This window comes from Mycolicibacterium mageritense, from assembly GCF_010727475.1.
GTDB classification, from domain to species: Bacteria; Actinomycetota; Actinomycetes; order Mycobacteriales; family Mycobacteriaceae; genus Mycobacterium; species Mycobacterium mageritense.
Map to the genome: position 1 here is coordinate 7,321,834 of NZ_AP022567.1, position 23,884 is coordinate 7,345,717.

Sequence of the window (23,884 nt, forward strand, 5' to 3'; positions counted from 1 at the left end):
ACAGTGTGTCCGATAATAGAGCCGGTGTCAACGCCTCTTGCGTGCGGGGGGCGTCGGCGCGAGTTGACTCAAGCCGTTGATGAGGAGTTCGAGACCGAAGGCGAACTCTCGCTCGAGCGGAACGGGTAGGTGATCGGCCACGCTGACGGTGGCGGGAAATGCCTGCGGGTCGAGGGTCTGCCAGACCTTGTCCCGGTCCGCAGCGTTGACGCCAGGCGGGGACAGCTGTGTCGCGAATCCCAACACGTAGCGCGCCAGCGTGGCACATGCCTGCGCGGCCAACGGTGCCGCAAAGCCCGATTTGAGCAGCAGTGCGATCGTCTGCTCGCGCTGGGCCATCGCATTGGGTCCGGTCGGGATCTTCTCGACCAGCAGCGGCGCGACGTGAGGGTGGCGTCGGAACACATCAAACAGGCTGTGCGCCAATGCTTCACAGGCTTGTTGCCATGTCATGGCGTCCAGTGTCGCGTCGTCGACGTGCGCCTCGGCCAACACGCTGTCAATCACCTGGGCGACCAGGTCCGCCCGTCCGGTGAAGTGCCGGTACAACGTCGCGGTACCCGAGTCCAGCCGCTGGGCCAGGTTGCGCATCGACAGCGCGTCGGCGCCTTCTTCGTCGAGGAGCGCTGTGGCGGTCGCGATGATCCGGTCCAGCGGCAGCCGCGGACGACCCCGGGATCGCCGCGGGCTCTGCTCCGCCAGCTCGGACCTTGAAGGTGACGTACTCACGCGGCTCAGTATGACCACTCTTGACAACCGCCGCAATAACGGCAACACTGTATCCATTATGAATCTTCGAGACATCGATGTGCAGTCGGACTCGCGGTTCGCCGCGGTCGACGGAATGCGCATCCACTACAAGCGCTCCGGAACGGGCCCCACGGTGGTGCTGCTGCACGGCAGCGCATCCTCGCTGCACGGGGTGGAGGCCGTCGCGCAAAGACTGTGGGGTTCCTTCGACGTGATTCGCCTGGACCTGCCAGGTTTCGGCGTGACGGGGCCGCGCCCCGACCGCGATTACAGGGTCGCCACCTACGCCGCAGCGCTCGCTCGCTTCTTGGACGTCATCGGCGTCGAGCAATGCGCGGTGGCTGGTAACTCGTTGGGCGGCAACATCGTCTGGAACCTCGCCCTCGATCACCCCGAGCACCTGCAGCTCACCGGGCTGGTGTTGATCAACGCGACCGGATACCCGGACAAGGAACTGCCCGCCGCGATGGCACTGGCGCGCAACTCCATTGCCGGTCAGTTGTTGCGACGGTTCATGCCGCGCCGCGCCGTCGAGCGCAGCCTGCGCCAAGCCGTCGGCCCGAACTCCGACATCGTCGACGCCGCTATGGTGGAGCGCGCGCACCGGCTGTGGAACCGGCCAGGCAACCGCTCGGCGTTCGTCGACTTCCTCACCACCGACCAACCTGACCGCAGCGCCGAGATTCCCGGCATCACCGTGCCCACCCTGGTGCTGCGCAGCGCAGACATGGACGGCCAGCACTTCATCCGCGACATCGCCGGCAGCACCGAGAAAGTCCATCCCGATGGCGGGCATCTGCTCCCTGAGGAAGACCCCGCATGGGTGGCCGACGCAATCAACGATTTTCTGCAATCCCTCCAGCTGAGGAACGCCAAATGAAGTACTTCGTCTCAGCCGGAGAAGACCGCCGACTCGATGAAGCCACGCGGCGCACCTTGCGCGGTGACTACATTCGTCTGTCCGATGGCGTAACGCATTACGAACTGGCCGGGCCTGACGGTGGCGACGTCGTCGTCCTGGCCGGCGGGCTGACCATCCCGTTGTTCTACTGGGACGAGCTGGCCGTCGAGTTGCACGCTCGCGGGCTCCGGACCCTGGCCTACAGCGGCTACGGGCGCGGCTATTCCGACCGTGTAGTCGCCCGCTACGACGAGGCGCTATTTGTCCGCCAACTGCGCGAGCTCGTCGAGCACCTCCAGGTGCCTGCGCCATGCCACGTCGTAGGCACGTCGATGGGCGCGCTGATCGCCATGGCATACGTCAGCCAACACGTCGCCAGCACCGCCACCCTGACCCTGGTGGGCCCAGCCGGGCTCAGCCGCCAGCCGGTGACCCAGAAACTGGTGCTGGGCAACGACACCACGGCCAGCCTGATCGCCAAATACTTTGGCCGCCGCATCCTCGAACAGCATCTGGGACACAATGTGGCAGACGCCAACCGTGCCGCCGCACTCGCGGACATGATCGGTGACGCCTCACGTTACGAAGGTTCGATCTACGCCTTCTTCCAGACACTGCAACACTTTCCGTTGTTCGATCGCGCCGAGCTCTACCGGCACACCGGCACACTTCACCTGCCCACACAACTGATCTGGGGCCGTGAGGACCACGTCACCCCGATCAGCAGCCTGGACCAGGTCCGCGAACTGCTCCAGCCCAGCCAATACCACGTCATCGACGACTGCGGCCACATGGCGCCGTTCGAGCGTCCCCTCGTCGTCGCCGACCAACTGGCGACTTTCTATGACACCTTCCACAGATCGGCTTGACCCATGACAACAACGAGCATCACCGACGTCTTGATCGTCGGCGCGGGGCCCGCCGGCACCGCGCTCGCGATCGACCTCGCGCGCCGCGGCGTGACGGTACGCCTCATCGACAAAGCGCCACATGCCTTCGACGGTTCCCGCGCCAAAGGCATCCAGCCCCGCACCCTCGAGGTTCTCGACGACCTCGGCGCCCTGCCCGACATCCTCGACCAGGGCACCCTGTACCCCCCGATGGGCATCCATCTCGGCCCGATCACCATCCCATTCCGGATGATGGCCAAGGGAAAGCGCGGCCCCGATGTCCCATACCCCGATACCTGGCTCATCCCGCAGCACCGCACCGACCGTGCGCTGCACGCCCGGTTCGAATCCGTAGGCGGCCATGTCGAATTCGGCACCGAGCTGATGGAGCTCACCGACCACGACACTCATGTCACCGCGCACGTCGCAACCTCCGACGGCGCCGAGGACATCAGCGCGCGCTACCTTGTCGGCGCCGACGGCGGCGCCAGCCGAGTCCGCAAGATCCTCGGCGTCGAGTTCAGCGGCTCAACCGACGAAGCGGACCGCATCCTCATCGTCGACGCCGCCGTCTCGGGTGGATTGTCCCGCAAGTACTGGCACGTGTGGCCCGGGCTAAAAGGACGCTTCGTCGGCGCTTGCCCGCTGCCATACAGCGACACATTCCAGTGGATGATCCGCCTTTCACCCGACGAACAACCGCCGCAAGACCTCGCGCAGATCAACGCCCGCATCCAAGCCCACACCCACGACAAACGGCTCACACTGCATGACATTCGGTGGCAGTCCGTTTTTCGCCCGAACATCCGACTGGCCCAGAACTACCGCCGCGGCCGCGTCCTGCTGGCCGGGGACGCCGCCCACGTCCACACACCCGCAGGCGCCCAGGGCCTCAACACCGGCATCGGTGACGCCTACAACCTGGGCTGGAAACTCGGCCAAGTCCTGGCAGGAGCCGACGATCGACTCCTCGACACCTATGAACAGGAACGGCAACCGATCGCCGCAGGCGTGCTCGGGCTATCGACCAAGAAGTACGAAGGGATCGGAAAGTTCGACCCGTCGAGCATCCGACGCGGTAAGGACGAGAAGCAACTAGGCCTGACCTATCACGGCGGCCCACTGGCGCCCCTGGCTGCCGACCGCACCGCGGCGCTACGCGGCGGTGATCGTGCGCCGAATGCTGATGTCGTCGACGCTGACGGAGGTCGCGTGCGACTGTTCGATGCGTATCGCGGTCCTCACTTCACAGCCATTGCCTACGGCGCGTATGCCGCCGACGCGTTGGCGAAACTCGACTGGCCCGCCGACGGCGCGCAACTCAACCGCATTATCATCGACACCGATAGCAAGGGCGACATACCCGGTCGTGTCCTCACCGACCCGACCGGACAATTCGCCGAGATCTACGGGTTGTCCCGAGACACGTTGTTGCTGATTCGGCCGGACGGCTACATCGGCCACATCGCCATCCACAACATCGCCGAAACAACCAGCGCCGCTGCGCAATCCATGACGCCGCACATCGTGACATCAGCGCCATCGAAGCGGTCATGATTGCAGGCGCCGAGGCGCTTACGTCGCAGGGTCAAAACCCGAGGCGCAGTGGCGGCGTGGCCACGGTGATGCTGGCGTACGCGTTCGCTGTCATCATGGCCGGCACCACGCTGCCCACCCCGATGTATGCGCTCTACGCCACGACGATGGGTTTCACCGTCCTCACCACCACGATGATCTACGCGGCTTATGCCGGTGGGGTATTGGCGGCGCTGGTGATTTTCGGACGCTGGTCCGACGCGATCGGTCGACGCCTGGTTCTGCTGGGCGGCGTCGTCGCCGCAGTGGCCAGTGGCGCGATGTTCCTGCTCGCCGACACCGTCCTGGCTCTGGTGGCGGCACGCGTGCTGTCCGGGCTGTCGGCAGGTGTCTTCACCGGCACTGCCACCGCAGCGATCATCGAAGCCGCACCGCCGAAATGGCGCACTCGGGCCGCCGCGACCGCGACCATCGCCAACATGGGTGGGCTGGGCGCCGGGCCCCTGCTGGCAGGTGTTCTCGTGCAGTACTGCCCCGCACCGCTGCGCCTGGCCTTCGTGATGCACATCCTGTTAGCGGTGGCGGCCGGCCTTGCCATCATCGGCGTGCCCGAAACATCATCCAAAACAGGACATCTCGGGATGCAGCTGCTGCGACTTCCTGTCCAAGTGCGTGCCACGTTCGCCCTCGCGGCGATCGGGACGTTCGCGGGATTTGCGTGCATGGGGCTGTTCGCCGCGCTGGCACCGTCATTCCTTTCCACCATGATCGGCATCGACAACCACGCCGCAGCCGGGGTGGTCGCCAGCTGCGCCTTCCTGGCCTCAGCAGTGGCCCAGGTAGCGGCTAACCGGATACGGCCCCAACGCGCGATGGCATTGGGCTGCGCAACTCTGGTGATTGGCATGATCGCCTTGACGGCGGCACTGGTTACCACTTCACTCGCCGGACTCGTCGTCGCAGCCATCATTTCCGGTGCGGGACAAGGCATCAGCTTCAGCCGCGGTCTGGCTGCCGTCACCGAAGCCACGCCAGCCGATCGGAGAGCCGAAGTCAGCTCAGCACTGTTCGTGGTGGCCTATATCGCCATCTCCCTACCCGTCATCGGCGAAGGCCTGTTCGCCGACCACTGGGGACTACGCAGCGCCGGCATCGGCTTCGCCGCCACCGTCGGCATACTCGCCGCCGGCTGCCTCATAGCGCTACTAACCCGGCAGCCGCGCCGCCAGCAGCCAGGCCGCGCACGAATTCACGCTTAACGCCGCACCCTTCGCCGAGGACGGCGGAGGCCACAGTGAGTTCCGTCGACGTCCAAGGTCGCCCTGTCACAGGCATCCGGCGCCGGGGTGCGATGCGTTCACCTCCTCAATGGCAGGAACGCGATCCGTGTCGTAGACGGACAACCCCCGGCGGACACTCTTACGAGGCTCGCACGAGACTCGGCTGCGGCGCGAGGCTCGGCCCGCCTGCCATCTGACCGACCACGTGGGTCCGCGGTTGCCCCTCGATGGTGACCTTGATCTTCATCTGGGTGTCCCCCGGTGTGCCCGACACGACGATGGTCACCCCGGACCACGTCCCGTCGGGCAGATTGAGCGCCGGTTGGGTGGTCTTGCCGATGCGGCGTTTGCGCCCGAACGGATAGAGGTCGTCGGCGTCGCCGCCGTTGCCCCGCGAGAACACCTTGGCCAGATCCCGCCTGCCGTCGGCCTGCATCAGTTCGATGGCCAGCCCGTGCTCGTCGTTGACGTTGTCGATGCTCTCGTCGACGACGTACACCGCGATGCCCTCGTCGGGCAGGAACGCGTCCTGTCCCCTGCGCCGCCGGTATTCGACGATGATGTACTGGCTTTCGGTCATCGTTGCCGGGTTGCGGATGAAGGCGACGGTGCCGCCCTCCGCGGCCGGGCTGAGGACCACGTTGCCGACGGACTCGGTGATCTCGACCGGTTCGATCCAGCCGTGGAACAGCCGCACCATCCCGTTGGGGAACGTCGGCGTCAGGCCGCCCTGGCCCCAACTGCCCGCGGCCATCAGGCAATAGCCGCCGAGGCCGTTGGACCTCGACCGGGCGACCTGCCCGGTGTCGTAGTAGTCGGCCCAGCGCGCGGCCAGGTGGCCCCACTCGTGCGCGCACACGCCCATGGTGCAGTCTTCGGGCACCGTGAGAAACGTTTGCACCGAGAGGTTCTCGGCCACCGGCAGCTCGCCGGGAATGACCCACTTGAGGCTCCACAGGTCGGTGCGCTTGGTGGTCTGTTCGGCGCCGTGCCCGGCATGGATGATGATGAGGGCCGTCACCAGGTTCTCGCCGAGCGCGTCATACGGTGTGAGATCCACGCCCTCGGCGAGCGCGGCCAGCACCGCATCGCGGGCCATACCTTGCGAATTGCGCGGGAAGTTGTCGTTCATCCCGGAGTTGCCGTCGACGTAGAAACTCATGGGCTGCGGCAACCGGAACCATCCGTACACCTCGCCCTGCACGTCGATGCCGTTTTCCGCGTCGGCATCGTACGCGCTCACGCGGCGGTAGTAGTCCCGCATGCTGCCCGTCGGAAAGGTGTTGTCGCTGAACAGCATCTGCTGGAAGTAGCCGGTGTTGTGATCCGGGTTGTGTTCATGGTCGGGAAAATCGACCAGCAGCACGACGGTCCGCACGATCCCCCGCAGGGTCCGGGTGGGCCGGTCGATGAGCTCCTTCTCGGTCGCGGGCCCTGGCCGCACAGCACCGTCGTCGAGCCCGAGCTGGCTTTCCCCGCGCCGGGTGGACCGCCACACCGAGAAGTACTGCTCGAACGTCAGGGTGTCCGGAAGCCGTTTGGCCGCTTTGAGTTCCAGGAACCTGGCGTACAGATGCGCGAGCGCCTGGGGCGACGGGGGCACCGGGCACAACTCCGCTGCGCAGCTGTGCGGACGGAACGGTTTGACGGTGATTCGCATGGCGTCGCTGCTTTCGGGAGAAGGGTGCGGATGGTGTCCTAGTCCGACCGGTGCCGGTCGTGATCCCAGCGTTCGAGCCAGCGCTGCAGGTCGTACACCCCGAGCCCGGTCACGACCGCCAAGGACAGTGACAGCACCGCCGGCCAGCCGTTCACAACCGCCCCATTTCGCGGGCCATCCGCGACGACTCCAGGTAGTCGCTGTTGTTGTCGTAGTGCGGGTGCGGCGCCGGCAGGTGCGGATGTGGCACATGCAGGTGCGGCAGGTGCAGGTGCGGAAGGTGCGGCAGGTGCGGGTGCGGCACCGGATGGTGCGCGAGCCACGCGGTGAGCTCAAGCCTGCGATCGCCGATGGTCCGGTGCGGCGTGCCCGACCGGCCCGCGGCCGCGGGTGTGGCGGTGTGCAACTCCCCGGTAACCGATGTGCTCATGTCCGTTACTCCTCACCGTGAGGTCGGGGTGGCACCGAATGTGGTGCCGATACTGCGAAACCTACGGTCGGGCATGCCGGGACGCACGAGTGGTGGACTACCTGTGTTCGGCCCGCACCACCCCACGCGGCGTGCTCAGTACACGTCGCGCACGTAGCGCTTCTCGGCGACCAGCTCACGCTTGTAGTCGTGTGCGGCTTCCTCCGACATGCCGCCGTGGGTGCGGATGACGGCGGTCAACGCGGCGTCGACATCCTTGGCCATCCGGGCCGCGTCGCCGCACACGTAGAAGTGCGCGCCATCCTCGAGCCAGCGCCACACGTCCGCGCCGTAGTCGAGCAACTTGTGCTGGACATACACGCGTTTCGCCTGATCCCGGGAGAACGCCAGATCGAGCCGGTTCAGGAATCCGTCACGCACCATGTCTTCGAGATCCTCACGGTAGTAGAAGTTCTCGTCGCGATGCCGGTCCCCGAAGAACAACCAGTTGCGCCCGCTGTGCCCGAGCGCGCGACGCTCCTGCAGGAACCCGCGGAACGGCGCGACACCGGTGCCCGGACCCACCATGATCATCGGGGTCGAGGCCTCCTGAGGCGGCCGGAAATGCGGTGAGCGTTGCAGGAACACCGGTGCCGCCTGCGCGCGGTCGGCGAGGAACGTCGAGCACACACCGCCCCTGGCGGCGCCGTTGGCGCCGCGGTACCTGACGACCGACACGGTCAGCTGCACCTCGTGCGGGCTGACCAGCGGGCTCGACGAGATCGAGTAGTTCCGTGGCGTCAACCGCACCAGGACTTCCTGCCACCGTTCGGGTTCAGCGCGCACCGCGAATTCGGTGACGAGGTCCAGCCCGTTGCGGTTGCGCAACCAGTTGTCCCGCCGGTGCCCCGCGCTTCCGAGCATCCTTGCGGCCGTTCGGTCGGATACCGATTCCGCGACGAAGCGCAGCAGGTTCGGTGTCACGCGGCAGATGTCGTACGACGAAATGAGGGCATCGCGCAGGGATTGTTCGGTGCCGTCGACCTCGACGACCGCGTCGGGGCTCAGCGCGGTCGCGGCGAGCCAGGCATCCACCACGGCCGGGTCGTTGCTCGAGTAGACGCCGAGCGAGTCGCCCGCCGCGTACTCGACGTCGTAGTCGGAGATGTCGAACCCGAACTGGCGCACCTCCTTGGCCGCGGCCGGTGCGGTGAGGATCTCGTTGCGGGCCAACCGGGCCAGAATCGGCTTGGCCCTGGTGAATTCGTCGGGCTCGGTGCGGATCGCGGTACGAGCACCGCCGGAGCGGGCCGGTGCGGGCGACTCGCCGGTGAGCAGCCCCGCGACGGTGTCGGCCCACTGCCGCAGCGGCTCGTCGTCGTAGGCCTCGCAGTCGGTGCGTTCCAGCAGCTTGGTGGCGCCCAGGTCGGCGAATCTGCGGTCGAGGGCCTTGGCGTGCCCGCAGAAGTTGTCGTACGCGCGGTCACCGATGCCGAGCACCGCGTATCGCATGCCGTGCAGCTGCGGCGCGTCCGGGCCGTCCAGCCGGCTCCAGAAATCGGCGCCGTTGTCGGGCGGGCCGCCGTCGCCGAATGTGCTGGTGACCACCAGCACGTCGCGCGCGGCCGACAGCTCGGCCAGGGCCACGTCGTTCATGTTGGCCAGCGCGGCGCCGAGCCGCGCGGCCAGTTGGGCCGCGTACTCCTCGGCGGTTCCGGTCTGCGACGCCCACAGCACGAGGCGCCCCGCCGGTTTCGTCGATTCGGCGGCGAGGGTGTCACCCGCCCGCGAGTACCGGCCCGCGAGCATGCCGTCGACCCACAGCCGCACCGCCGCACTCACGGGTGCGGAGCGCGGCAGTACCGGCACCCCGGCAGGAGCATCGGGCAGACCGGTGAAAAAACCCGCCAGATAGACCTTCTCGTCCTCGGACAGGCCCGGCCGCGTCGTGGGGCCCACCCCGAGCTCCACCGCGATCGGGTGGGCCTGCTGGGGGTCGTCGACCGATCGGGCCGGCCGCAGGCTCACCGCGCAGGCCTTGAACTCGGGCTGCAGCGAGTCAGGGTCGACGGCGTCGTTGGTCACGGCGTTGATGGTCAGGTACTCCCCGTGCTCGTCGTTCCAGTGGAAAGGGGCGAAGCAGCTGCCCGGTAAGACCCGGTCGGTCACCGTGGCGGGCAGCACGGCCCGACCGCGTCGCGAGGTCAGCTCGACCGGTTGGCCCGGCGTGATGTCGAGTGCGAGCGCGTCGGCCGGGTGGATCTCGATGAACGGTGCCGGGTTGAGTCTGTTGAGCTTGTCGACCTTGCCGGTCTTGGTCATGGTGTGCCACTGGTGTTGCAGCCGTCCGGTGTTGAGCACGAACGGATAGTCGTCATCGGGCAGCTCGGCGGCGTCCAGGTGGGGTCGTGCGTGAAAGACCGCGCGCCGCGACGGCGTGGCGAACGCCAGCCGGGGCCGGTGCCCGTCGTCGTCGACGAGCAGTTCCTGGCTCACGCCGTCGTTGAGGTAGCGGATGGGGTGCCGGTCGTCGTGGGCACCGGGCGCGCCGGCCGGCGGGCACGGCCACTGCAGCGGGTTCTGCCGCAGCCGCGCGTAGCTCGCGCCGCGCAGGTCGTATCCGGTGCGCGGATTGGCGAAGCCGCGGATCTCCTCGAAGACCTCCTCGGCCGACGAGTACGTGAAATGCTCCCCGAACCCCAGGTGCGCGGCGACCTGGCAGATCAGCTGCCAGTCCGGGCGGGCCTGCCCCGTGGGAGGCACCGAGGGCGACAGCAACGTCAGCGTGCGTTCGGAATTGACCATCACGCCCTCCGACTCGGCCCACAGCGTGGCAGGCAGCACGATGTCGGCGTAGTGGTTGGTGGCCGTGGTGCGGTACGCGTCCTGCGTGATGACGAGCTCGGCGGCCTCAAGGCCGTTGATGACGGTCTTGCGGTTGGCCACGCTGGCAACCGGATTGGTGCAGATGATCCAGCACGCCTTGATGGCTCCGGCGTCCATCTGCTCGAACATCGCGACGGTGCCCGGCCCGACGTCGGATCGGATGGTGCCCGGTGCGAGTCCCCACCGGGCCTCCACGAAGGCCCGGTCGTCGGCCGAGACCACCGCACGCTGACCCGGCAATCCGGGCCCCATGTAACCCATTTCGCGCCCGCCCATGGCGTTGGGCTGCCCGGTCAGCGACATCGGGCCGCTGCCGGGCCGGCAGATGGCGCCCGTCGCCAGATGCAGATTGCAGATCGCGTTGGTGTTCCAGGTGCCGTGCGTACTCTGGTTGAGGCCCATGGTCCAGCAGCTCATCCAGTCCCCCGCTGCGGCGATCATCGCTGCGGCGGTACGGATGTCGGCTTCGGGGATACCGGTGATCTCGGCGACCCGTGCGGGCGGATAGTCGGCCAGGAATGCGCCCATCGCGTCCCAGCCCTCGGTGTGCGCGGCGATGAACTCGTGGTCGATGGCGCCGTCCGCCACGAGAAGATGCAGCAGACCGTTGAGCAGCGCCAGATCGGTGCCCGGCTTGATCTGCAGGAACAGGTCGGCCTTCTCGGCGGTCGCGGTGCGCCGTGGGTCGACGACGATCAGCTTGGCCCCGGCCTTGAGCCGGTCGGCCATCCGCAGGAACAGGATCGGGTGGCAGTCGGCCATGTTCGACCCGATGACGAAAAACAGGTCGGCGCAGTCGAAATCGTCGTACGAGCCGGGCGGTCCGTCGGAGCCCAGCGACTGCTTGAACCCGGTTCCCGCGCTGGCCATGCACAGCCGCGAGTTGGATTCGATGTGCACGGTGCGCAGGAAACCCTTGGCGAGCTTGGTCGCGAGATACTGTGCCTCGAGCGTCATCTGGCCCGAGACGTACAGCGCGACCGAGTCGGGCCCGTGTTCGTCGATGATGGCGCGCAACCGACGCCCGGCCTCGGCGACCGCGTCGTCGACGGGTGTGGGGGTGAGCTCGTCATCGCGCGTGGGGCGCACCAATGCGGACTGCAGCCGGTCGTCCGCGGCGGCCATGAGTTCGGCGTGCGTGGCGCCCTTGGTGCACAACCGGCCGGAATTGGTGGGGTGCAGCTTGTCGCCGGAGACACGGGCGATCACCGTGCGGCCGTCCTCGACGCGCGTGCCCACCTCGATGCCGCAACCGACACCGCAGTACGAGCACGCGGTGCGATGGGTTGCACCGGGGGTTGCACCGTCCGCCATGCGCCCATCGTGGGCGGACGGTGTTCCGGACTATTTCCAGCGGCGTTAGCGCGAGGAAAATTGATGCTCACCGCGCACCCTACGCCGCGGTGAGGAGGGTTTGCGCAGGTCAGCCCCGCCGGGAGATCACCTCCGGCTGACGCGCCAGAAGTCCTCCCAGGTCGAGCGGGTCTCGTAGTCGCTGATCAAGTACCTGTTGTCGACCGGCTCGGTCTGGTCGATGAAACTCCTCACGTTCGACGGATCGTCGGGCAGCGGCACCATGCTGTTGGTCGACACCTTGCCGTCTGCGGCCAGCGGCGCAAAACCCTCTTCAGTCAACAGATAGTGCACATAGAGCTTGGCGGTGTTCGGGCTGTGCGACCTCGCGGCGATCGCCACGGCCGACGGGAACGCCTTCAAAGCCCACGGGCGTAGCCCGTCACAGATCGCCAGCGCATATCCCTTGCCCTTGACGTTGCGGAACTTGGCCATCGAGACGGGCCCGATGCTGGGAGCGCTCTGCCCGGGCGCTCCCACCGCCTCGGACACCTCTTCGTCGGTCTTGGTCAGCTGGGGCTGATTGTGGGCGAACCGCTTGACCCACTCGTGGGCCGCGGTCGGCTCGTCGGTGTGCAGGTCTTCGCCGTACCGCTGGTGATACAGCTCACGCAACGCCTGGTCGTCACGCAGGCTCAGCTCGTTGAACCAGGTCATGTACTTGGAATTGCTCAGGGGGTCGGCCATGGCGACCCGGCCGGCCCACTCGGGTTCGGTCAGCTGCCAGATGTTGGACACCGGACACCGGTCGTAGACGGCGTTGTTGTAGACCCAACCGAACGTGCCCTGATGGACCAGCAGTGGGTACCGCGCATTGTCGGCGATGGAATCACGCACGTCGCCCGGGATCCAATTGACCAGAACCCCCTGATCGAGCAATTCGATCGCATAGCTCGCGAGATCCTCGTTGACGACGACATCGGCCACGACATTGTCCGACTCGTACTCGCGCACCACCTTCTGGATGGCGCCCAGTTCGACCTTGACACCCCGCGCGCGGACCCCGTACTTCTTGGCGAAATTCTCGGCGAGCTTGACCACCGTCCCCGACTGGTCGTAGACCGTGATCCCCGACTCCTTGCGGGCCGCGTCGACGAGTGCCGCAAGGTCGAACCCCTCCGGCGTCTCGTCGGTCTGGGTCACCGCTGGAGCTGCCAACACCTGCGGCGCGGCTCGGCTCGGGTCCACCCCGGGTGGAGCGCACGCGCTGATCAGTGCGACCACGCCCAAACCGGCCAGCCCCCTTGTCATCCGGCTCATCGCGCTGCCTGCCGTGCATGCTGGTCCCGGATCACCGAACCCTTACGCAGCACCGGTTCGACCAGCGTCGTATCGGCGTCGCGGACCAGCCCGAGGTAGTGCGGCGCCAGGAAGGCGTCGCGCCCCTGCACGCGGGATCCGTCGGAGTACGCAAGGTAGGTGCCGCCGGCCTGTTCGAGGATGAAGCTACCCGCTGCCACGTCCCATGCATTGGTACCGAAATTGAGGGTCACGTCGCCCCATCCCGCGGCCACGTGTACCAGGCTCAGCGCACCCGACCCCTTGTTGCGCACCGCGGAATAGGCACGCAACAGCATCGCATACTCGGTCAAGGCGAACTGTTCGTCGGCATCGAGGTCGGCGGGCATCGGAAAGTGGGCCAGCATCGTCGACCGCGACGGTTCGGTGAACCCTCTGGCGTGCAACGGCTTTCCGTTGAGGAAGGCCCCCGAGGAATCGGCGTGGAACATCAGGTCCGCGACCGGGTCGTACACCGCGCCCGCAACCCGCTCGCCGTCGACCGTGGCCCCGATCGACACACACCAGAAAGCGATGCCGCGCGCGAAGTTCGCGGTCCCGTCGATCGGGTCGACATACCACGTCAGGCGGGCCTCGCCCGTGCGCCCGCCCTCTTCGCCGACGATGGCCGACTCGGGATTCGCGGCCAGTAACAGTTCGGCGATCCGGCGCTCGGCCGCACTGTCGTATTCGGTGACCAGATCGTGGAAGTCGGCTTTGGTGCTGATATCGAGATCGCTGCGGAAGCCGTCCAGCAGCATGGGCGCGACGTCGCGTGCGGCAGACATCGCGAGCGTCATCAACTGCGTGGATCCGTAGCCGGTCATCGTGTGCTCACCTCGGTCTGTGCGTGGTCCAGTTCATACACCCGGCGACCGTCGCGATCGAAGGCATGGGTGTCTGCCGCGTCGGCGAACAGGCATACCGGCTGGCCCACAGTGAGATTGGGTTTGTCCGTGCTGACGGCGAAGAAGCGTTGGCCGTCGCGAACGGTCTCGATGATCCAGCTGCCGCCCGTCGGCAGGAGCGCGGACACGTCTGCGTTCAGCGCGATTCCCGCGCGCAGCGGCGCGCTGTCCAGTACCCGCACGGCCTCCGGCCTGAACCCGACCGACGCCACGTCCGTTGCGCCGGACGCGGTTGCGACGTAATACGCGGCTGCCCGCCGCGCCTCGGTGTCGGGACTCTCGGTGCCCAGTTCGATGATGTTCATCGGCGGGTTGCCCAGGAACTCGGCGACGAACCGGTTGGCCGGCCGATCGTAGATGTCGGTCGGCGTACCGAGCTGCTGCAGCCTGCCCTCGAACATGACCGCGATCCTCGTGGCCAAGGTCATGGCCTCCCATTGATCGTGGGTGACGAAGACGACTGTCGATCCGAACTCGCGATGGATGCGCCCCAATTCGGCGCGCATCTCGAGACGCAGTCTGGAGTCGAGATTGGACAACGGCTCGTCGAGCAGCATCACATCGGGGTTGACCGCAAGCATGCGCGCCAACGCCACCCGCTGCTGCTGCCCACCGGACAGCTGGGACGGGTAGCGGTCGCCGTAGCGCTCGATGCCCATGGTTTTCATCACCGCCGCGACCTGTGTCCGCTGTTGCGCCTTCGCCAGTTTGCGAAGCCTCACACCGTAGGCGATGTTCTTCTCCACCGTGAGATGCGGCCACAGCGCGTAGGTCTGGAAGACCAGCCCCATGCCGCGGCGCTCGGCAGGCACAAACGTTCCTTCGGCAACCGAATCCATCACGGTGTCCCCCACCGAGATCGACCCGGACGTGGGGTGTTCGAGCCCGGCGATCATGCGCAGGGTGGTGGTCTTGCCGCAACCGGAAGGCCCGAGCATGCACATGAAATCGCCGTCTTCGATGGTCAGGTTCAACGTCGAGACCGCCTGTGGTCCATCACCGCCGTAGTGTTTCTCCACGTCCCGAAGCCTGATCTGTGGCATCGCTATCCTTCCAATCCGCTCGCGAGGTCCGTCTTGAGGAGTTTCTGAATCGAATACGTGCCGAGGAATGCCACCGCCGCGACGATGAGCACGACACCGTTGGCTGACTGCGTGTAACCGAAGTCCACCAGGCGAATTGCCAACGTGGTCAACACATCGCCACCGGGGACGGCCAGGATCACGACCAGGCTGAGGCTCTTGAGCCCGGAGATGAAGGGCATCAGGATGCCCGCCGCCAACGCACCCTTCTGAATGGGCACCACGACCGTGCCCATGCGCCGCAGCCATCCGGCACCCATGATCTGTGCCGATTCCTCCGGGTCGCGGCCGAGTTGCATCATCGCCGAGATGCCCGCGCGCGACGCGAACGGCATCTGATCGGCCAGGTAGATCAGCAGCAGGATCGTCGTCGTGCCGTACAACGCCGGTATGGGCCCTCTCGGAACCGCGAACAACGTGATGTAGGCGACGGCGAACGCGATGCCCGGCACCAGATAGGGCAGAAAGGTCAACTGCCGCAGAACGGTTGACAGGAGCCGGGATTCCGACCGGACCACGACGTAGCCGACCAGCAGCCCCAGGATGCCCGCGCAGACCGATGCGACGCCGACGATCCAGAAGCTGTTCCAGGCGGCACTCCACACGCTGGGGCTCACCAGGATGCCGTCCGGGAAGGCCGGTGTGTTCAGATCCCGCCCGATCCAGTACTGAAGTGTGAAGTTGTGTGGCGCGAACTCCGCGGGCACCTTCATGACGGTCGACAGGCACAGCACAGTGATCGGCACCGCCACGCTGACGCCGAACAACGCCACACACCACATCGTGGCCGGGGCTCGCCACCGACCCAGGTCCGCTGTCCTGTTCAGCGCACCTTTGCCGCCGACCGTGACGAATCGTCGGGCCTCGTTGAGGAAATGCACGTCCACCCACAGCGACACCAAGCCGATCAACACGATCGCCGCGACCAGGATCGCCGCGACACCCGTCTGATCGGAGGCGATGCTGCGGTACAGCGACGTGGCGAGCACGTCGAACCCCACGGGCAATCCAAGGATGTAGGCGACACCGAATTCACCGAGCACTTTGGCCAGGATCAGAGTGGTGGCCGAGATCAGCGCGGGGCGCATCATCGGCACGACGATGGTGAACATCACCGCCAAGCGGTTCGCACCGAGCATCCGTGCGGACTCCTCAAGTTGAGAGTCGAAGCGCCTGAGCGCATTTCCCACAAGCAGAATCACGAAGGGCGAGAAGTGCATGGTGAAGATGACGATGATCGGAAGCCGTCCGTAGGCCAGCCAATCCGGTGGCACGAAACCGAGCTGCTCCATCCAGCCGGCCTGACCACCCGCGGTTCGGTTCTTGAACACCGTCGTCCACGCCAGCGCGAACGTCCACGACGGCAGCATGTACGGCACGATCAACGCGGTGGCGAACCATTTTCTGCCGAAGATGTTGCTACGCGCGATGAACCAGGCGGCCACGCCGCCGACGGCCAAGGCCAGCAGGACCGAGAAGAACGCGATCACCACGGTGTTCCACAGCGGCGTCCAGAAGATGTCGACCGCCGTCGGCGAGCGCAGCACGCGCCACAGGTAGTAGGTGGTCGGTTCACCCGTGAGCTTGCGCGTGATGCCTTCATCCGCACGTTCGACGCGAAAGCCGTCGACCATCAACACCACGATGGGAACCGCGATCAGGTAACCGAACAGCACCAGCGCCAGCGCGCCGATCGCGGTGGTCGGGTTGCGTAGGGCGACACGTGCCCGGTAGCCCAGACCTCGGCGGGGTGGACTGTCCGACAGCCGAGTCAAAACACTCAAGGAAGGCGTCCTCGTCTCTCTGCACGCAAGACATCCATAAAAGTGGATGTCTTGTCATAGTGACACATCTGGAGAGAGATGTACATCACCCCGCGGAACATTCAGCGGCCGCCCTCACCGGCCGGCGTCCCGTCCTGGCTTAGCATGGCCAGGTGACCCACAGCGCCGCCGAACCGAGCGCTACCAGCGGCTTCGTACCCGTCGACCAGTCGGTGTCGCTCCCCCTCTACGTGCAGGTGATCGATCAGATCGAAAGCGGGATCAGACGCGGCAGCCTCCCACCGGGTTCTTTCCTGCCTGCCGAGCCGCAACTCGTACAGGATTTCCGCGTCGCCCGGGGCACGCTGCGGCGGGCCATCGACTACCTGATCGACAAGGGCCTGATCGTCCGCGTCCGAGGCGTGGGCACCCGGATCGCCGCCGCGCCGGGCATCGACAAACCGGGTATCCGCAGCCTTTACGCCGAACTGGCAGCCGCTGATCGAAAGCCGGCCACACGCGTGCTGCGAGTCGATGCCTGCGATGCCGACCGGGCCCTGTCCGACCTCACCGGGTTCCCCATCGGCACGCCGCTGCGGACCATCGTCCGGCTTCGGCTGGCCAACGACCTTCCCGTCGCGGTGATGGAGAATTACTTCCCGGCGGCATTTCCCGAACCGCGGGTGGACGAGCTCACCGATCGCAGCATGGATGAATACTGGGAACGGATCGGACATTCCGCGGCGATGGTGCGCCAGGAGGTCATCGCATGCCTACCGACCACCGAGCAGGCTGCCCTGCTCGGCATCGAGGCCGGCGTCCCGATCCTCTCGGAACACCTTCGCGTCTACGACGATTCGCGAGAGTTCACCAACTACTCGCGCAACTTCTACCACCCGACGCTGTACCGCATGACGTCGGTCTCGACCAAGCGGTGAGTTTCGGCGTGACTAGCCGCGGGGTTTGACCGCCAGAACCGGCTTCGCGCACTCGAGCAGCAGCCGCTGGGAAACGCTGCCGAGCAGCAGCTTGCCGACCGGGCTGCGATGCCGGACGCCGATCACCAGCAACTCGGCGTCGGGCCGGTCCATCGCGTCGAGCAGCACCTCGGCCACGTCAACCCCGACCTTCTGCTCGAGCTCGAACGCCACGCCGCTCTCGGCCAGGTGTTCCTCGACGTCGTGCACCTCGCCCGAGCGGGCGAACCTCGTGTCGACGTAGGACTCACCGGACGTCGCGTTGATCACCAGCAGGCTGGTGTTGCGCAGCTTGGCCTCCGCGATGGCGTGCTCGATGGCGGCCTGGCCGAACATGTCCGCGCTGTAGCCGACGACGATCATAGGTTGCCCGCCTTCTCTTTCTGATCCGCGTCGTCCTCGACGATCAACAGGGATTCCTCGCTGCGGTGCATGAGCTTGAGCACCAGCGGCATCAGCAGCAGGATCGCCATGAGCACATACGTCACGATCGCGACCGGCTCGGTGAACAGGCTGCCCCAGTCGCCGCCACCGAGCTGCAGGCTCTGGCGCAGTTGCCGTTCGATGCGCGGCCCGAGGATCACGCCGATGATCAACGGCAGCACGGGCAACCCGAATCGGCGCATCATCAGGCCCAGCAACCCGAACACCAACAGCAGCGCCAGATCCAGCGGTTGCACGTTGACAGCCAGCGCGCCCAGCGTCGCGAAGAATAGGATGCCCGCGTACAGGTAGGGCCGCGGGGTGCGCAGCAGCCGGGCCCAGATCGGCGCCAGCGGCAGGTTGAGCACCAGCAGCAGGAAGTTGCCGATGAACAAGCTCGCGATCAGCGTCCAGATCAGCAGCGGTTCCTTCTCGAAAAGAGTTGGGCCGGGCTGGATCCCGTAGGACACGAACGCCGTCAGCATGACCGCCGCGGTGGCGTTGGTGGGCAGCCCCAGCGACAACATCGGCACCAGGGTTCCTGCGGCCGACGCGTTGTTGGCCGCCTCGGGCCCCGCCACCCCTTCGATCGCGCCCTTGCCGAACTCCTCGGGATGCTTGGAGAGCTTCTTCTCGGTGATGTAGGACAGGAACGTCGGCAGCTCGGCACCGCCGGCAGGCAGTGCGCCGAACGGGAACCCGTATGCGGTGCCGCGCAGCCACGGCTTCCACGACCGTCCCCAGTCCTGCTTGCTCATCCACGGCCTACCCACGGGGATCACGTCGGCCGGGCGGCGACGCAGGTGCGCGGCGACCCACAGGGCCTCGCCCAGCGCGAAGATCGCCACCGCGATCACCACGATGTCGATGCCGTCGGACAGCAGCGGCAACCCGAACGTCGCCCGCGGCTGACCGGTCAGGAAGTCGATGCCGACGACGCCGATGGCCAGGCCCAGGAACAGCGAGATGGCCCCGCGCAGCTTGGACGCGCCGAGCACCGCGGTCACGGCGACCAGGGCGAACAGCATGATCGCGAGGTAGGACGGGGCACCGAGCGTGACCGCGAAGCGCGAGATCGGCGGGGCGAACGCCGCCAGCAGCGCGGTGCCGATCGCCCCCGCGACGAACGATCCGATGGCCGCCGTGGCCAGCGCCTGGGCCGCGCGACCGGCCTTGGCCATCTTGTTGCCCTCGATCGAGGTGATGACCGACGACGATTCACCCGGCGTGTTCAACAGGATCGACGTCGTCGATCCGCCGTACATGCCGCCGTAGAAGATGCCCGCGAACATGATGAACGCCGCGCTGGGGCTGACGTTGTAGGTGACGGGCAGGAGCAACGCCACGGTCATGGCCGGGCCGATGCCCGGCAGCACGCCCACGGCGGTACCCAGCAGCACGCCGATGCAGGCGTACAGCAGGTTCATCGGAGTCGCCGCCTCGGCGAACCCCTGCAGCAACCAGTCGAAGTTTCCCATTTACAGAATCCCGTCCAGAATGCCTGCGGGCAGCGGAATTCCGAGCCCGGAGTAGAAGCCGTAGAAGGTCAGGACCGACAGCACCGCGCCGATCGCGATGTTGCGGATGTAGTGCCGGTTGCCGAGGATGGTCGCCGCGCCGCCGAAGAACAGCGCCCCGGCGATGGCCCAGCCCAACGGCTTGACCAACACGATCAGCAGCACGAACAGGCCCACGAGCAACCCGACCGTGCGCCAGTCCCCCGGTGAGTTCGGGTCGACGTCCTCGCCGGCGTCGGCCTCACCGACCGATCCGCGTGGAATCGCGATCGCGAGGATCACCGCGAGCACGATCAGCACGGCGCCGATGGCCACCGGGAAGAACTTGGGCCCCACGGGGTCGACCTTCGCGAAACCCGCGGTCAGCGTCAGCGCGTCGTAGATCAGGAACGCACCGACGGCCACCATCACGACGCAGACCAGATACTGGGCCTTGTCCACCCGCTTCTCCGGGGTCTCCCCGACCGCTTTCTCGTCGCTCATAGCAATCCCAATTCGCTCAGCGTCGAGGAGACGCGGTTGTCCTGGTCGGTGAGGAACTGTTCGAACTCGGGCCCGGTCACAAACGCGTCGCTCCAGCCGTTCTTGACCAGGGCCTCCTTCCACTGATCGGTCGCGTGCAGCTCCTCGAGCGCCTTCACCATCGCCTTGCGGGCGTCGTCGGAAATGCCTGGCGGAGCGAGGATTCCGCGCCAGTTGGTGAAGGTCAGGTTGATTCCGGCCTCGGTGAGGGTCGGCGCGTCGACGCCCTTGACGCGTTCCTTGCCCGACACCGCGAGCACGCGCACCTGGCCGGCCTCGATCTGGTCGACGAACTCGCCGAGTCCTGTCGTGCCCGCGGCAATCTTCTTGCCCAGCAAGGCCGTCAGCAGATCGCCGCCACCGTCGTAGGTGACGTAGTTGACCTTGCGCGGGTCGACACCGACCGCACGTGCGGTCTCCATCGGGAACAGGTGATCGGGGCCGCCGGGCGACGATCCACCACCGATCGTGATCTTGGCCGGATCGGCCTTCCACGCGGCCACCAGATCTCCGATGGTCCGGAACGGCGAATCACCGGGAACCAGAATGCCTTCCTGCTCCTCGACCATCTTGGCCAGAGCCGTGGCATCGGAGGCGCGGGCAGACGATCCGTTGGTGTACACCGCGCCGACCACGCCGAGCCCCATCATCATCATGAGGTCGTCGTTGCCCTTCTCGTTCATCAACCGGGCCATGGCGACCGTGCCGCCCGCGCCGATCACGTTGAACACCTCGATCCGCCCGGTGATGTCGGTGTCTTCCATGATCTTCACCGCGGTTCGCGCGGTCAGGTCATAGCCACCGCCCGGGCTGTTCGGCACCATCATGCGCAGCCGGTGCAGCCCGCGGCTCTCGTCGCCGCCGCGCGTCACCCCGCATGCGGTCATCGATGCCGCCGCGACGAGAGCGACCAGTACGGCCGCGCACAATCGTCTGAACTTCACAGCAGTCCCCAATCACCGAGTCCGGAAAACACTGACGTGTGATGCTCAGCAATACTGAATCACGAAGTGAGCCACGTCACCGATGAGAACGCAAAGGAAGTATTGGTCATTGAGTTCACCGTCCGGCGTTGCCCGCCTGCTGCGCAGCCGCAGCCTGGCCGGCCGCTTCCTGGTGTTCCAACTGCTGGTGGTGGCGGTGGTGTTGATCGCCGTGGCAGCGGTGTCGGTGGCCCAGTCCACGCGTGAGTTTCGCGATGTCCGCGGCCAGCGCATGATCGCGGTCGCGGAGAACCTGGCGTCCACACCGATCGTGCGCGACCGCTACGCCGACCCGCTCGCGGCGCAGGTGCTCGCACCCGACGTGGACCGCGCGGTGGCGCTGTCCGGCGCAGGCCTGGCCGAGATCGCGGATCCGGCCGGCCTGGTGCGGGTGTCCTCTGACCCCGGCCGGCTCGGTCAACGCCTCGACCTCGGCCCGAGCCGCGTCGACGAAGGCCGGGCCTGGTTCGGCGACAGCGACATCGGTGGCGTGCACAGCCTCGTCGGGCAGGTTCCCGTGCTCGCCGGCGATGGCGCGGTGCTGGCCGTCGTGTCGGTCAGCGAACGGTATCCGTCGGTGTGGGAACTGCTCGGCGGTGCCGGCGAACGGCTGTTGATCTATCTCGGACTGGGTGCGGTACTCGGGCTGGTGGCGTCGTGGCTGTTGTCGCGGCGCATCAACAGGCACACGCGCGGCCTCGACATCGCCGAGATCGCGAGCCTGGCCGATCATCGGGAAGCGTTGCTGCACAGCATCCGCGAAGGCGTGGTGGCGGTCAGCACCGACGGCGTCATCACGGTGCTCAACGACAGCGCGGCCGAACTGCTCGGCGTCAGTGCCGGCGCGATCGGCCGCCGGGTCGACGACATCGGCCTGGACCGGGCCGTCGTCGACTTCCTGCTGTCGGGTGAACAGGGCCGTCCCGACGAGGACGATGCCGTGATCGCGACCGGAACCCGGGTACTCGCGCTGAACCGAAGGGCGGCCAGCAGCCAGGGCAGGCGCATCGGTACCGTCACCACCATGCGCGACAGCACCGAACTCGCCGCGCTGCAGTCACAGTTGTCGTCGCACCGCAGTGTCACCGACACCCTGCGCGCCCAGACCCACGAATTCGCCAACCAGTTGCACACCATCTCCGGGCTCGTCCAGCTCGGCGAGTTCGACGCGGTGCACGATCTGGTCGGAACCCTCACCCGGCGTCGCGCCGAGATCAACGACGCTGTCACCCAACATGTTTCCGATCCAGCCGTGGCCGCGCTGCTGATCGCCAAGATCTCGCTGGCCGCCGAGAACGGCGTCACCCTGGCCATCACGCCCGACAGCCACCTCGCGGCGCTGGACCCGGCGCTCGCCACCGACGTGATCACGCTGCTCGGCAATCTGATCGACAACGCGGTGGACGTGTCGGTGGGCGCCGAGCCTGCGCTTGTGCAGGTCCGCGTGACCGACGCGGCCGGGCTCGAGCTGGCCGTGTCCGACTCGGGATCCGGTGTGCCCGAGCATCTTCGGGAGTCGATCTTCTCCCGCGGGGTCACCTCGAAACCCGACGTGCCGGGTGGCCGGGGCATCGGGCTGGCCCTCGTGCGGCTGGTCAGCGCGCAGCACGGTGGCACGATCGAGGTCACCGACGCCCCGGACGGCGGCGCCATGTTCGTGGTCCGGTTACCGCAGGCCGCCGTCGCGAGACGGGCCGCCCATGCGTGACGTGCTCATCGTCGACGACGACTTCATGGTGGCCGAGATCCACCGCCGGTTCGTCGAACGCGTCGACGGGTTTCGCCCGGTTGGCTTGGCGCGCAACGGAACCGAAGCGTTGTCCGCGGTCGAGGAGCTGAAACCCGACCTGGTGCTGCTCGATGTCTACCTACCCGACATGACCGGACTCGAGGTGCTGCAACGGCTGCGGTCGGCGGGCCATCCCGTCGGCGTCATCATGATCACCGCCGCGCGGGAGATCGACACCGTGCGTGGCGCGCTCGACGGCGGCGCGGCCGACTACCTGATCAAGCCGTTCGAATTCGACCAGTTGCGGGCGAAGCTCGCGGCGTTCGCGGCGCGCGCCGACGCACTGGCCTCGGCGCGTGGCGCCGACCAGTCGCTGATCGACACCCTGTTCGGGGGTCCGGCGGCCGCCACCCAGGTGTTGCCGAAGGGCCTCGGAGCGGAGACCGGCAAGCTCGTGCTGGACGCGGTCCGCGACGCCGGGGAGGTGTCGGCGACCGAATGCGCCGACCTGGTCGGAATCTCCCGGGTCAGCGCACGCCGCTATCTGGAGCACTACCTGGCCACCGGGGCCCTCGAGCTGCGCCTGCAGTACGGCGCGGGGCGGCCCGAACGGCGCTACCGCACCGCGCGCTGACGGCGCCGCACGGCCACCACCCACGACATCACCACGGTTGCGAACACTGCCAGCTGCACCGCGGTCGCCCAGCTCGCCGGGTACACGACCCCGGTCAGGTAGTGGGCGATGAAACCGTCGGGCGGCAACGGCGCCATCCCCGCGCCGGCCCGCGCCCATCGTTCCACGTCGGTGAGCGGACACGGCAGATCCAATGCCAACCCGGCCGCACCCCACGCGACCGCGGCCACGTGCAGGACAAGGGTGCGCGGCAGGCGCCACGCCAGGAAACCGCCCAGCACCACATAGGCGATGAAGGTGAAGTGCACCGTGACCGTCACGGCAACGATCAGTGTGAAGAGAACCGCCATATCGCCTCCTCACTGGTACCCAACCCGACTATGCACCCGTCACGGCGGTCACG

20 protein-coding genes are annotated in these 23,884 nt (G+C 66.9%); 7 read left to right on the forward strand and 13 right to left on the reverse strand.

Annotated features, from left to right (window positions below; genetic code table 11):
- Positions 1 to 27 precede the first annotated feature (27 nt).
- On the reverse strand, positions 28 to 729 hold the full coding sequence (locus G6N67_RS35425) for a TetR/AcrR family transcriptional regulator (protein WP_230023870.1): 702 nt from the start codon (positions 727 to 729) through the stop codon (positions 28 to 30).
- A gap of 58 nt (positions 730 to 787) precedes the next feature.
- Here G6N67_RS35425 and G6N67_RS35430 point away from each other — a divergent pair, with 58 nt between their 5' ends.
- The 4 genes from G6N67_RS35430 to G6N67_RS35445 all read left to right on the forward strand — a co-directional run bounded on the left by G6N67_RS35430 (position 788) and on the right by G6N67_RS35445 (position 5,336).
- Positions 788 to 1,630, forward strand: a complete 843-nt coding sequence (locus G6N67_RS35430) for an alpha/beta fold hydrolase (protein ID WP_036439127.1) — start codon at positions 788 to 790, stop codon at positions 1,628 to 1,630.
- Positions 1,627 to 2,520, forward strand: coding sequence for an alpha/beta fold hydrolase (locus tag G6N67_RS35435; RefSeq protein WP_036439125.1), 894 nt, complete (start codon positions 1,627 to 1,629; stop codon positions 2,518 to 2,520). The genes G6N67_RS35430 and G6N67_RS35435 overlap by 4 nt, the downstream gene beginning before the upstream one ends.
- 3 nt (positions 2,521 to 2,523) lie before the next feature.
- Entirely contained in the window at positions 2,524 to 4,098 is a 1,575-nt protein-coding gene (locus G6N67_RS35440; protein WP_036439123.1) for an FAD-dependent monooxygenase, read from the forward strand.
- Between the two features lie 68 nt (positions 4,099 to 4,166).
- Positions 4,167 to 5,336 carry an MFS transporter gene (locus G6N67_RS35445; RefSeq protein WP_036440487.1) on the forward strand — a complete coding sequence of 390 codons (1,170 nt, stop codon included), beginning with the start codon at positions 4,167 to 4,169 and terminating at the stop codon, positions 5,334 to 5,336.
- 160 nt (positions 5,337 to 5,496) lie between these two features.
- Here G6N67_RS35445 and G6N67_RS35450 read toward each other — a convergent pair whose 3' ends face one another.
- The 7 genes from G6N67_RS35450 to G6N67_RS35480 all read right to left on the reverse strand — a co-directional run bounded on the left by G6N67_RS35450 (position 5,497) and on the right by G6N67_RS35480 (position 16,717).
- Positions 5,497 to 7,017 (reverse strand): M6 family metalloprotease domain-containing protein, encoded by a 1,521-nt coding sequence (locus G6N67_RS35450; RefSeq protein WP_063835179.1) that lies wholly within the window; start codon positions 7,015 to 7,017, stop codon positions 5,497 to 5,499.
- Between the two features lie 151 nt (positions 7,018 to 7,168).
- Positions 7,169 to 7,447, reverse strand: a complete 279-nt coding sequence (locus G6N67_RS35455; RefSeq protein ID WP_036439121.1) for a hypothetical protein — start codon at positions 7,445 to 7,447, stop codon at positions 7,169 to 7,171.
- 135 nt (positions 7,448 to 7,582) lie between these two features.
- Positions 7,583 to 11,626 (reverse strand): bifunctional nitrate reductase/sulfite reductase flavoprotein subunit alpha, encoded by a 4,044-nt coding sequence (locus tag G6N67_RS35460; protein ID WP_036439119.1) that lies wholly within the window; start codon positions 11,624 to 11,626, stop codon positions 7,583 to 7,585.
- Positions 11,627 to 11,752: 126 nt separating this feature from the next.
- The gene (locus G6N67_RS35465) at positions 11,753 to 12,916 is read right to left on the reverse strand and encodes an ABC transporter substrate-binding protein (protein WP_036440481.1); all 1,164 of its coding nucleotides are present in this window, start codon (positions 12,914 to 12,916) and stop codon (positions 11,753 to 11,755) included.
- A gap of 5 nt (positions 12,917 to 12,921) precedes the next feature.
- Entirely contained in the window at positions 12,922 to 13,770 is an 849-nt protein-coding gene (locus G6N67_RS35470; RefSeq protein ID WP_051579140.1) for an inositol monophosphatase family protein, read from the reverse strand.
- Positions 13,767 to 14,870 (reverse strand): ABC transporter ATP-binding protein, encoded by a 1,104-nt coding sequence (locus G6N67_RS35475; protein ID WP_235684084.1) that lies wholly within the window; start codon positions 14,868 to 14,870, stop codon positions 13,767 to 13,769. Before G6N67_RS35475 ends, G6N67_RS35470 begins: the two co-directional genes overlap by 4 nt.
- Positions 14,871 to 14,896: 26 nt before the next feature.
- Complete coding sequence (locus tag G6N67_RS35480; protein ID WP_036439117.1) at positions 14,897 to 16,717, reverse strand: ABC transporter permease; 1,821 nt, start codon at positions 16,715 to 16,717, stop codon at positions 14,897 to 14,899.
- Positions 16,718 to 16,869: 152 nt separating this feature from the next.
- On the opposite strand from G6N67_RS35480, the gene G6N67_RS35485 reads away from it, so the two are divergent.
- The gene (locus tag G6N67_RS35485; RefSeq protein WP_051579139.1) at positions 16,870 to 17,634 is read left to right on the forward strand and encodes a GntR family transcriptional regulator; all 765 of its coding nucleotides are present in this window, start codon (positions 16,870 to 16,872) and stop codon (positions 17,632 to 17,634) included.
- Positions 17,635 to 17,646: 12 nt separating this feature from the next.
- On the opposite strand, the gene G6N67_RS35490 is transcribed toward G6N67_RS35485, so the two are convergent.
- The 4 genes from G6N67_RS35490 to G6N67_RS35505 are packed head-to-tail and all read right to left on the reverse strand — an operon-like array spanning position 17,647 to position 21,022.
- Positions 17,647 to 18,036, reverse strand: a complete 390-nt coding sequence (locus G6N67_RS35490; protein ID WP_036439115.1) for a universal stress protein — start codon at positions 18,034 to 18,036, stop codon at positions 17,647 to 17,649.
- Complete coding sequence (locus G6N67_RS35495; RefSeq protein WP_036439113.1) at positions 18,033 to 19,574, reverse strand: tripartite tricarboxylate transporter permease; 1,542 nt, start codon at positions 19,572 to 19,574, stop codon at positions 18,033 to 18,035. Before G6N67_RS35495 ends, G6N67_RS35490 begins: the two co-directional genes overlap by 4 nt.
- A complete protein-coding gene (locus G6N67_RS35500) occupies positions 19,575 to 20,096 on the reverse strand; it encodes a tripartite tricarboxylate transporter TctB family protein (RefSeq protein WP_036439112.1) in 522 nt (173 codons plus the stop codon).
- Positions 20,093 to 21,022 (reverse strand): Bug family tripartite tricarboxylate transporter substrate binding protein, encoded by a 930-nt coding sequence (locus tag G6N67_RS35505; RefSeq protein ID WP_230023041.1) that lies wholly within the window; start codon positions 21,020 to 21,022, stop codon positions 20,093 to 20,095. Before G6N67_RS35505 ends, G6N67_RS35500 begins: the two co-directional genes overlap by 4 nt.
- A gap of 139 nt (positions 21,023 to 21,161) precedes the next feature.
- On the opposite strand from G6N67_RS35505, the gene G6N67_RS35510 reads away from it, so the two are divergent.
- Positions 21,162 to 22,826, forward strand: a complete 1,665-nt coding sequence (locus G6N67_RS35510) for a sensor histidine kinase (protein ID WP_081812760.1) — start codon at positions 21,162 to 21,164, stop codon at positions 22,824 to 22,826.
- On the forward strand, positions 22,819 to 23,481 hold the full coding sequence (locus G6N67_RS35515) for a response regulator (RefSeq protein WP_036439109.1): 663 nt from the start codon (positions 22,819 to 22,821) through the stop codon (positions 23,479 to 23,481). Before G6N67_RS35510 ends, G6N67_RS35515 begins: the two co-directional genes overlap by 8 nt.
- On the opposite strand, the gene G6N67_RS35520 is transcribed toward G6N67_RS35515, so the two are convergent.
- Complete coding sequence (locus G6N67_RS35520) at positions 23,463 to 23,831, reverse strand: DUF2784 domain-containing protein (protein ID WP_036439107.1); 369 nt, start codon at positions 23,829 to 23,831, stop codon at positions 23,463 to 23,465. The two genes, G6N67_RS35515 and G6N67_RS35520, sit on opposite strands and share 19 nt — an antisense overlap.
- Between the last annotated feature and the right edge of the window lie 53 nt (positions 23,832 to 23,884).

Bases quoted from the DNA above. Each gene is read 5' to 3' on its own strand.
- G6N67_RS35430 (WP_036439127.1), top strand. From the start codon at position 788: ATGAATCTTCGAGACATCGATGTGCAGTCGGACTCGCGGTTCGCCGCG.
- G6N67_RS35435 (WP_036439125.1), top strand. From the start codon at position 1,627: ATGAAGTACTTCGTCTCAGCCGGAGAAGACCGCCGACTCGATGAAGCC.
- G6N67_RS35440 (WP_036439123.1), top strand. From the start codon at position 2,524: ATGACAACAACGAGCATCACCGACGTCTTGATCGTCGGCGCGGGGCCC.
- G6N67_RS35445 (WP_036440487.1), top strand. From the start codon at position 4,167: ATGCTGGCGTACGCGTTCGCTGTCATCATGGCCGGCACCACGCTGCCC.
- G6N67_RS35450 (WP_063835179.1), bottom strand. From the start codon at position 7,017: ATGCGAATCACCGTCAAACCGTTCCGTCCGCACAGCTGCGCAGCGGAG.
- G6N67_RS35455 (WP_036439121.1), bottom strand. From the start codon at position 7,447: ATGAGCACATCGGTTACCGGGGAGTTGCACACCGCCACACCCGCGGCC.
- G6N67_RS35460 (WP_036439119.1), bottom strand. From the start codon at position 11,626: ATGGCGGACGGTGCAACCCCCGGTGCAACCCATCGCACCGCGTGCTCG.
- G6N67_RS35465 (WP_036440481.1), bottom strand. From the start codon at position 12,916: ATGACAAGGGGGCTGGCCGGTTTGGGCGTGGTCGCACTGATCAGCGCG.
- G6N67_RS35470 (WP_051579140.1), bottom strand. From the start codon at position 13,770: ATGACCGGCTACGGATCCACGCAGTTGATGACGCTCGCGATGTCTGCC.
- G6N67_RS35490 (WP_036439115.1), bottom strand. From the start codon at position 18,036: ATGATCGTCGTCGGCTACAGCGCGGACATGTTCGGCCAGGCCGCCATC.
- G6N67_RS35495 (WP_036439113.1), bottom strand. From the start codon at position 19,574: ATGGGAAACTTCGACTGGTTGCTGCAGGGGTTCGCCGAGGCGGCGACT.
- G6N67_RS35500 (WP_036439112.1), bottom strand. From the start codon at position 20,096: ATGAGCGACGAGAAAGCGGTCGGGGAGACCCCGGAGAAGCGGGTGGAC.
- G6N67_RS35505 (WP_230023041.1), bottom strand. From the start codon at position 21,022: ATGACCGCATGCGGGGTGACGCGCGGCGGCGACGAGAGCCGCGGGCTG.
- G6N67_RS35510 (WP_081812760.1), top strand. From the start codon at position 21,162: ATGAGAACGCAAAGGAAGTATTGGTCATTGAGTTCACCGTCCGGCGTT.
- G6N67_RS35515 (WP_036439109.1), top strand. From the start codon at position 22,819: ATGCGTGACGTGCTCATCGTCGACGACGACTTCATGGTGGCCGAGATC.
- G6N67_RS35520 (WP_036439107.1), bottom strand. From the start codon at position 23,831: ATGGCGGTTCTCTTCACACTGATCGTTGCCGTGACGGTCACGGTGCAC.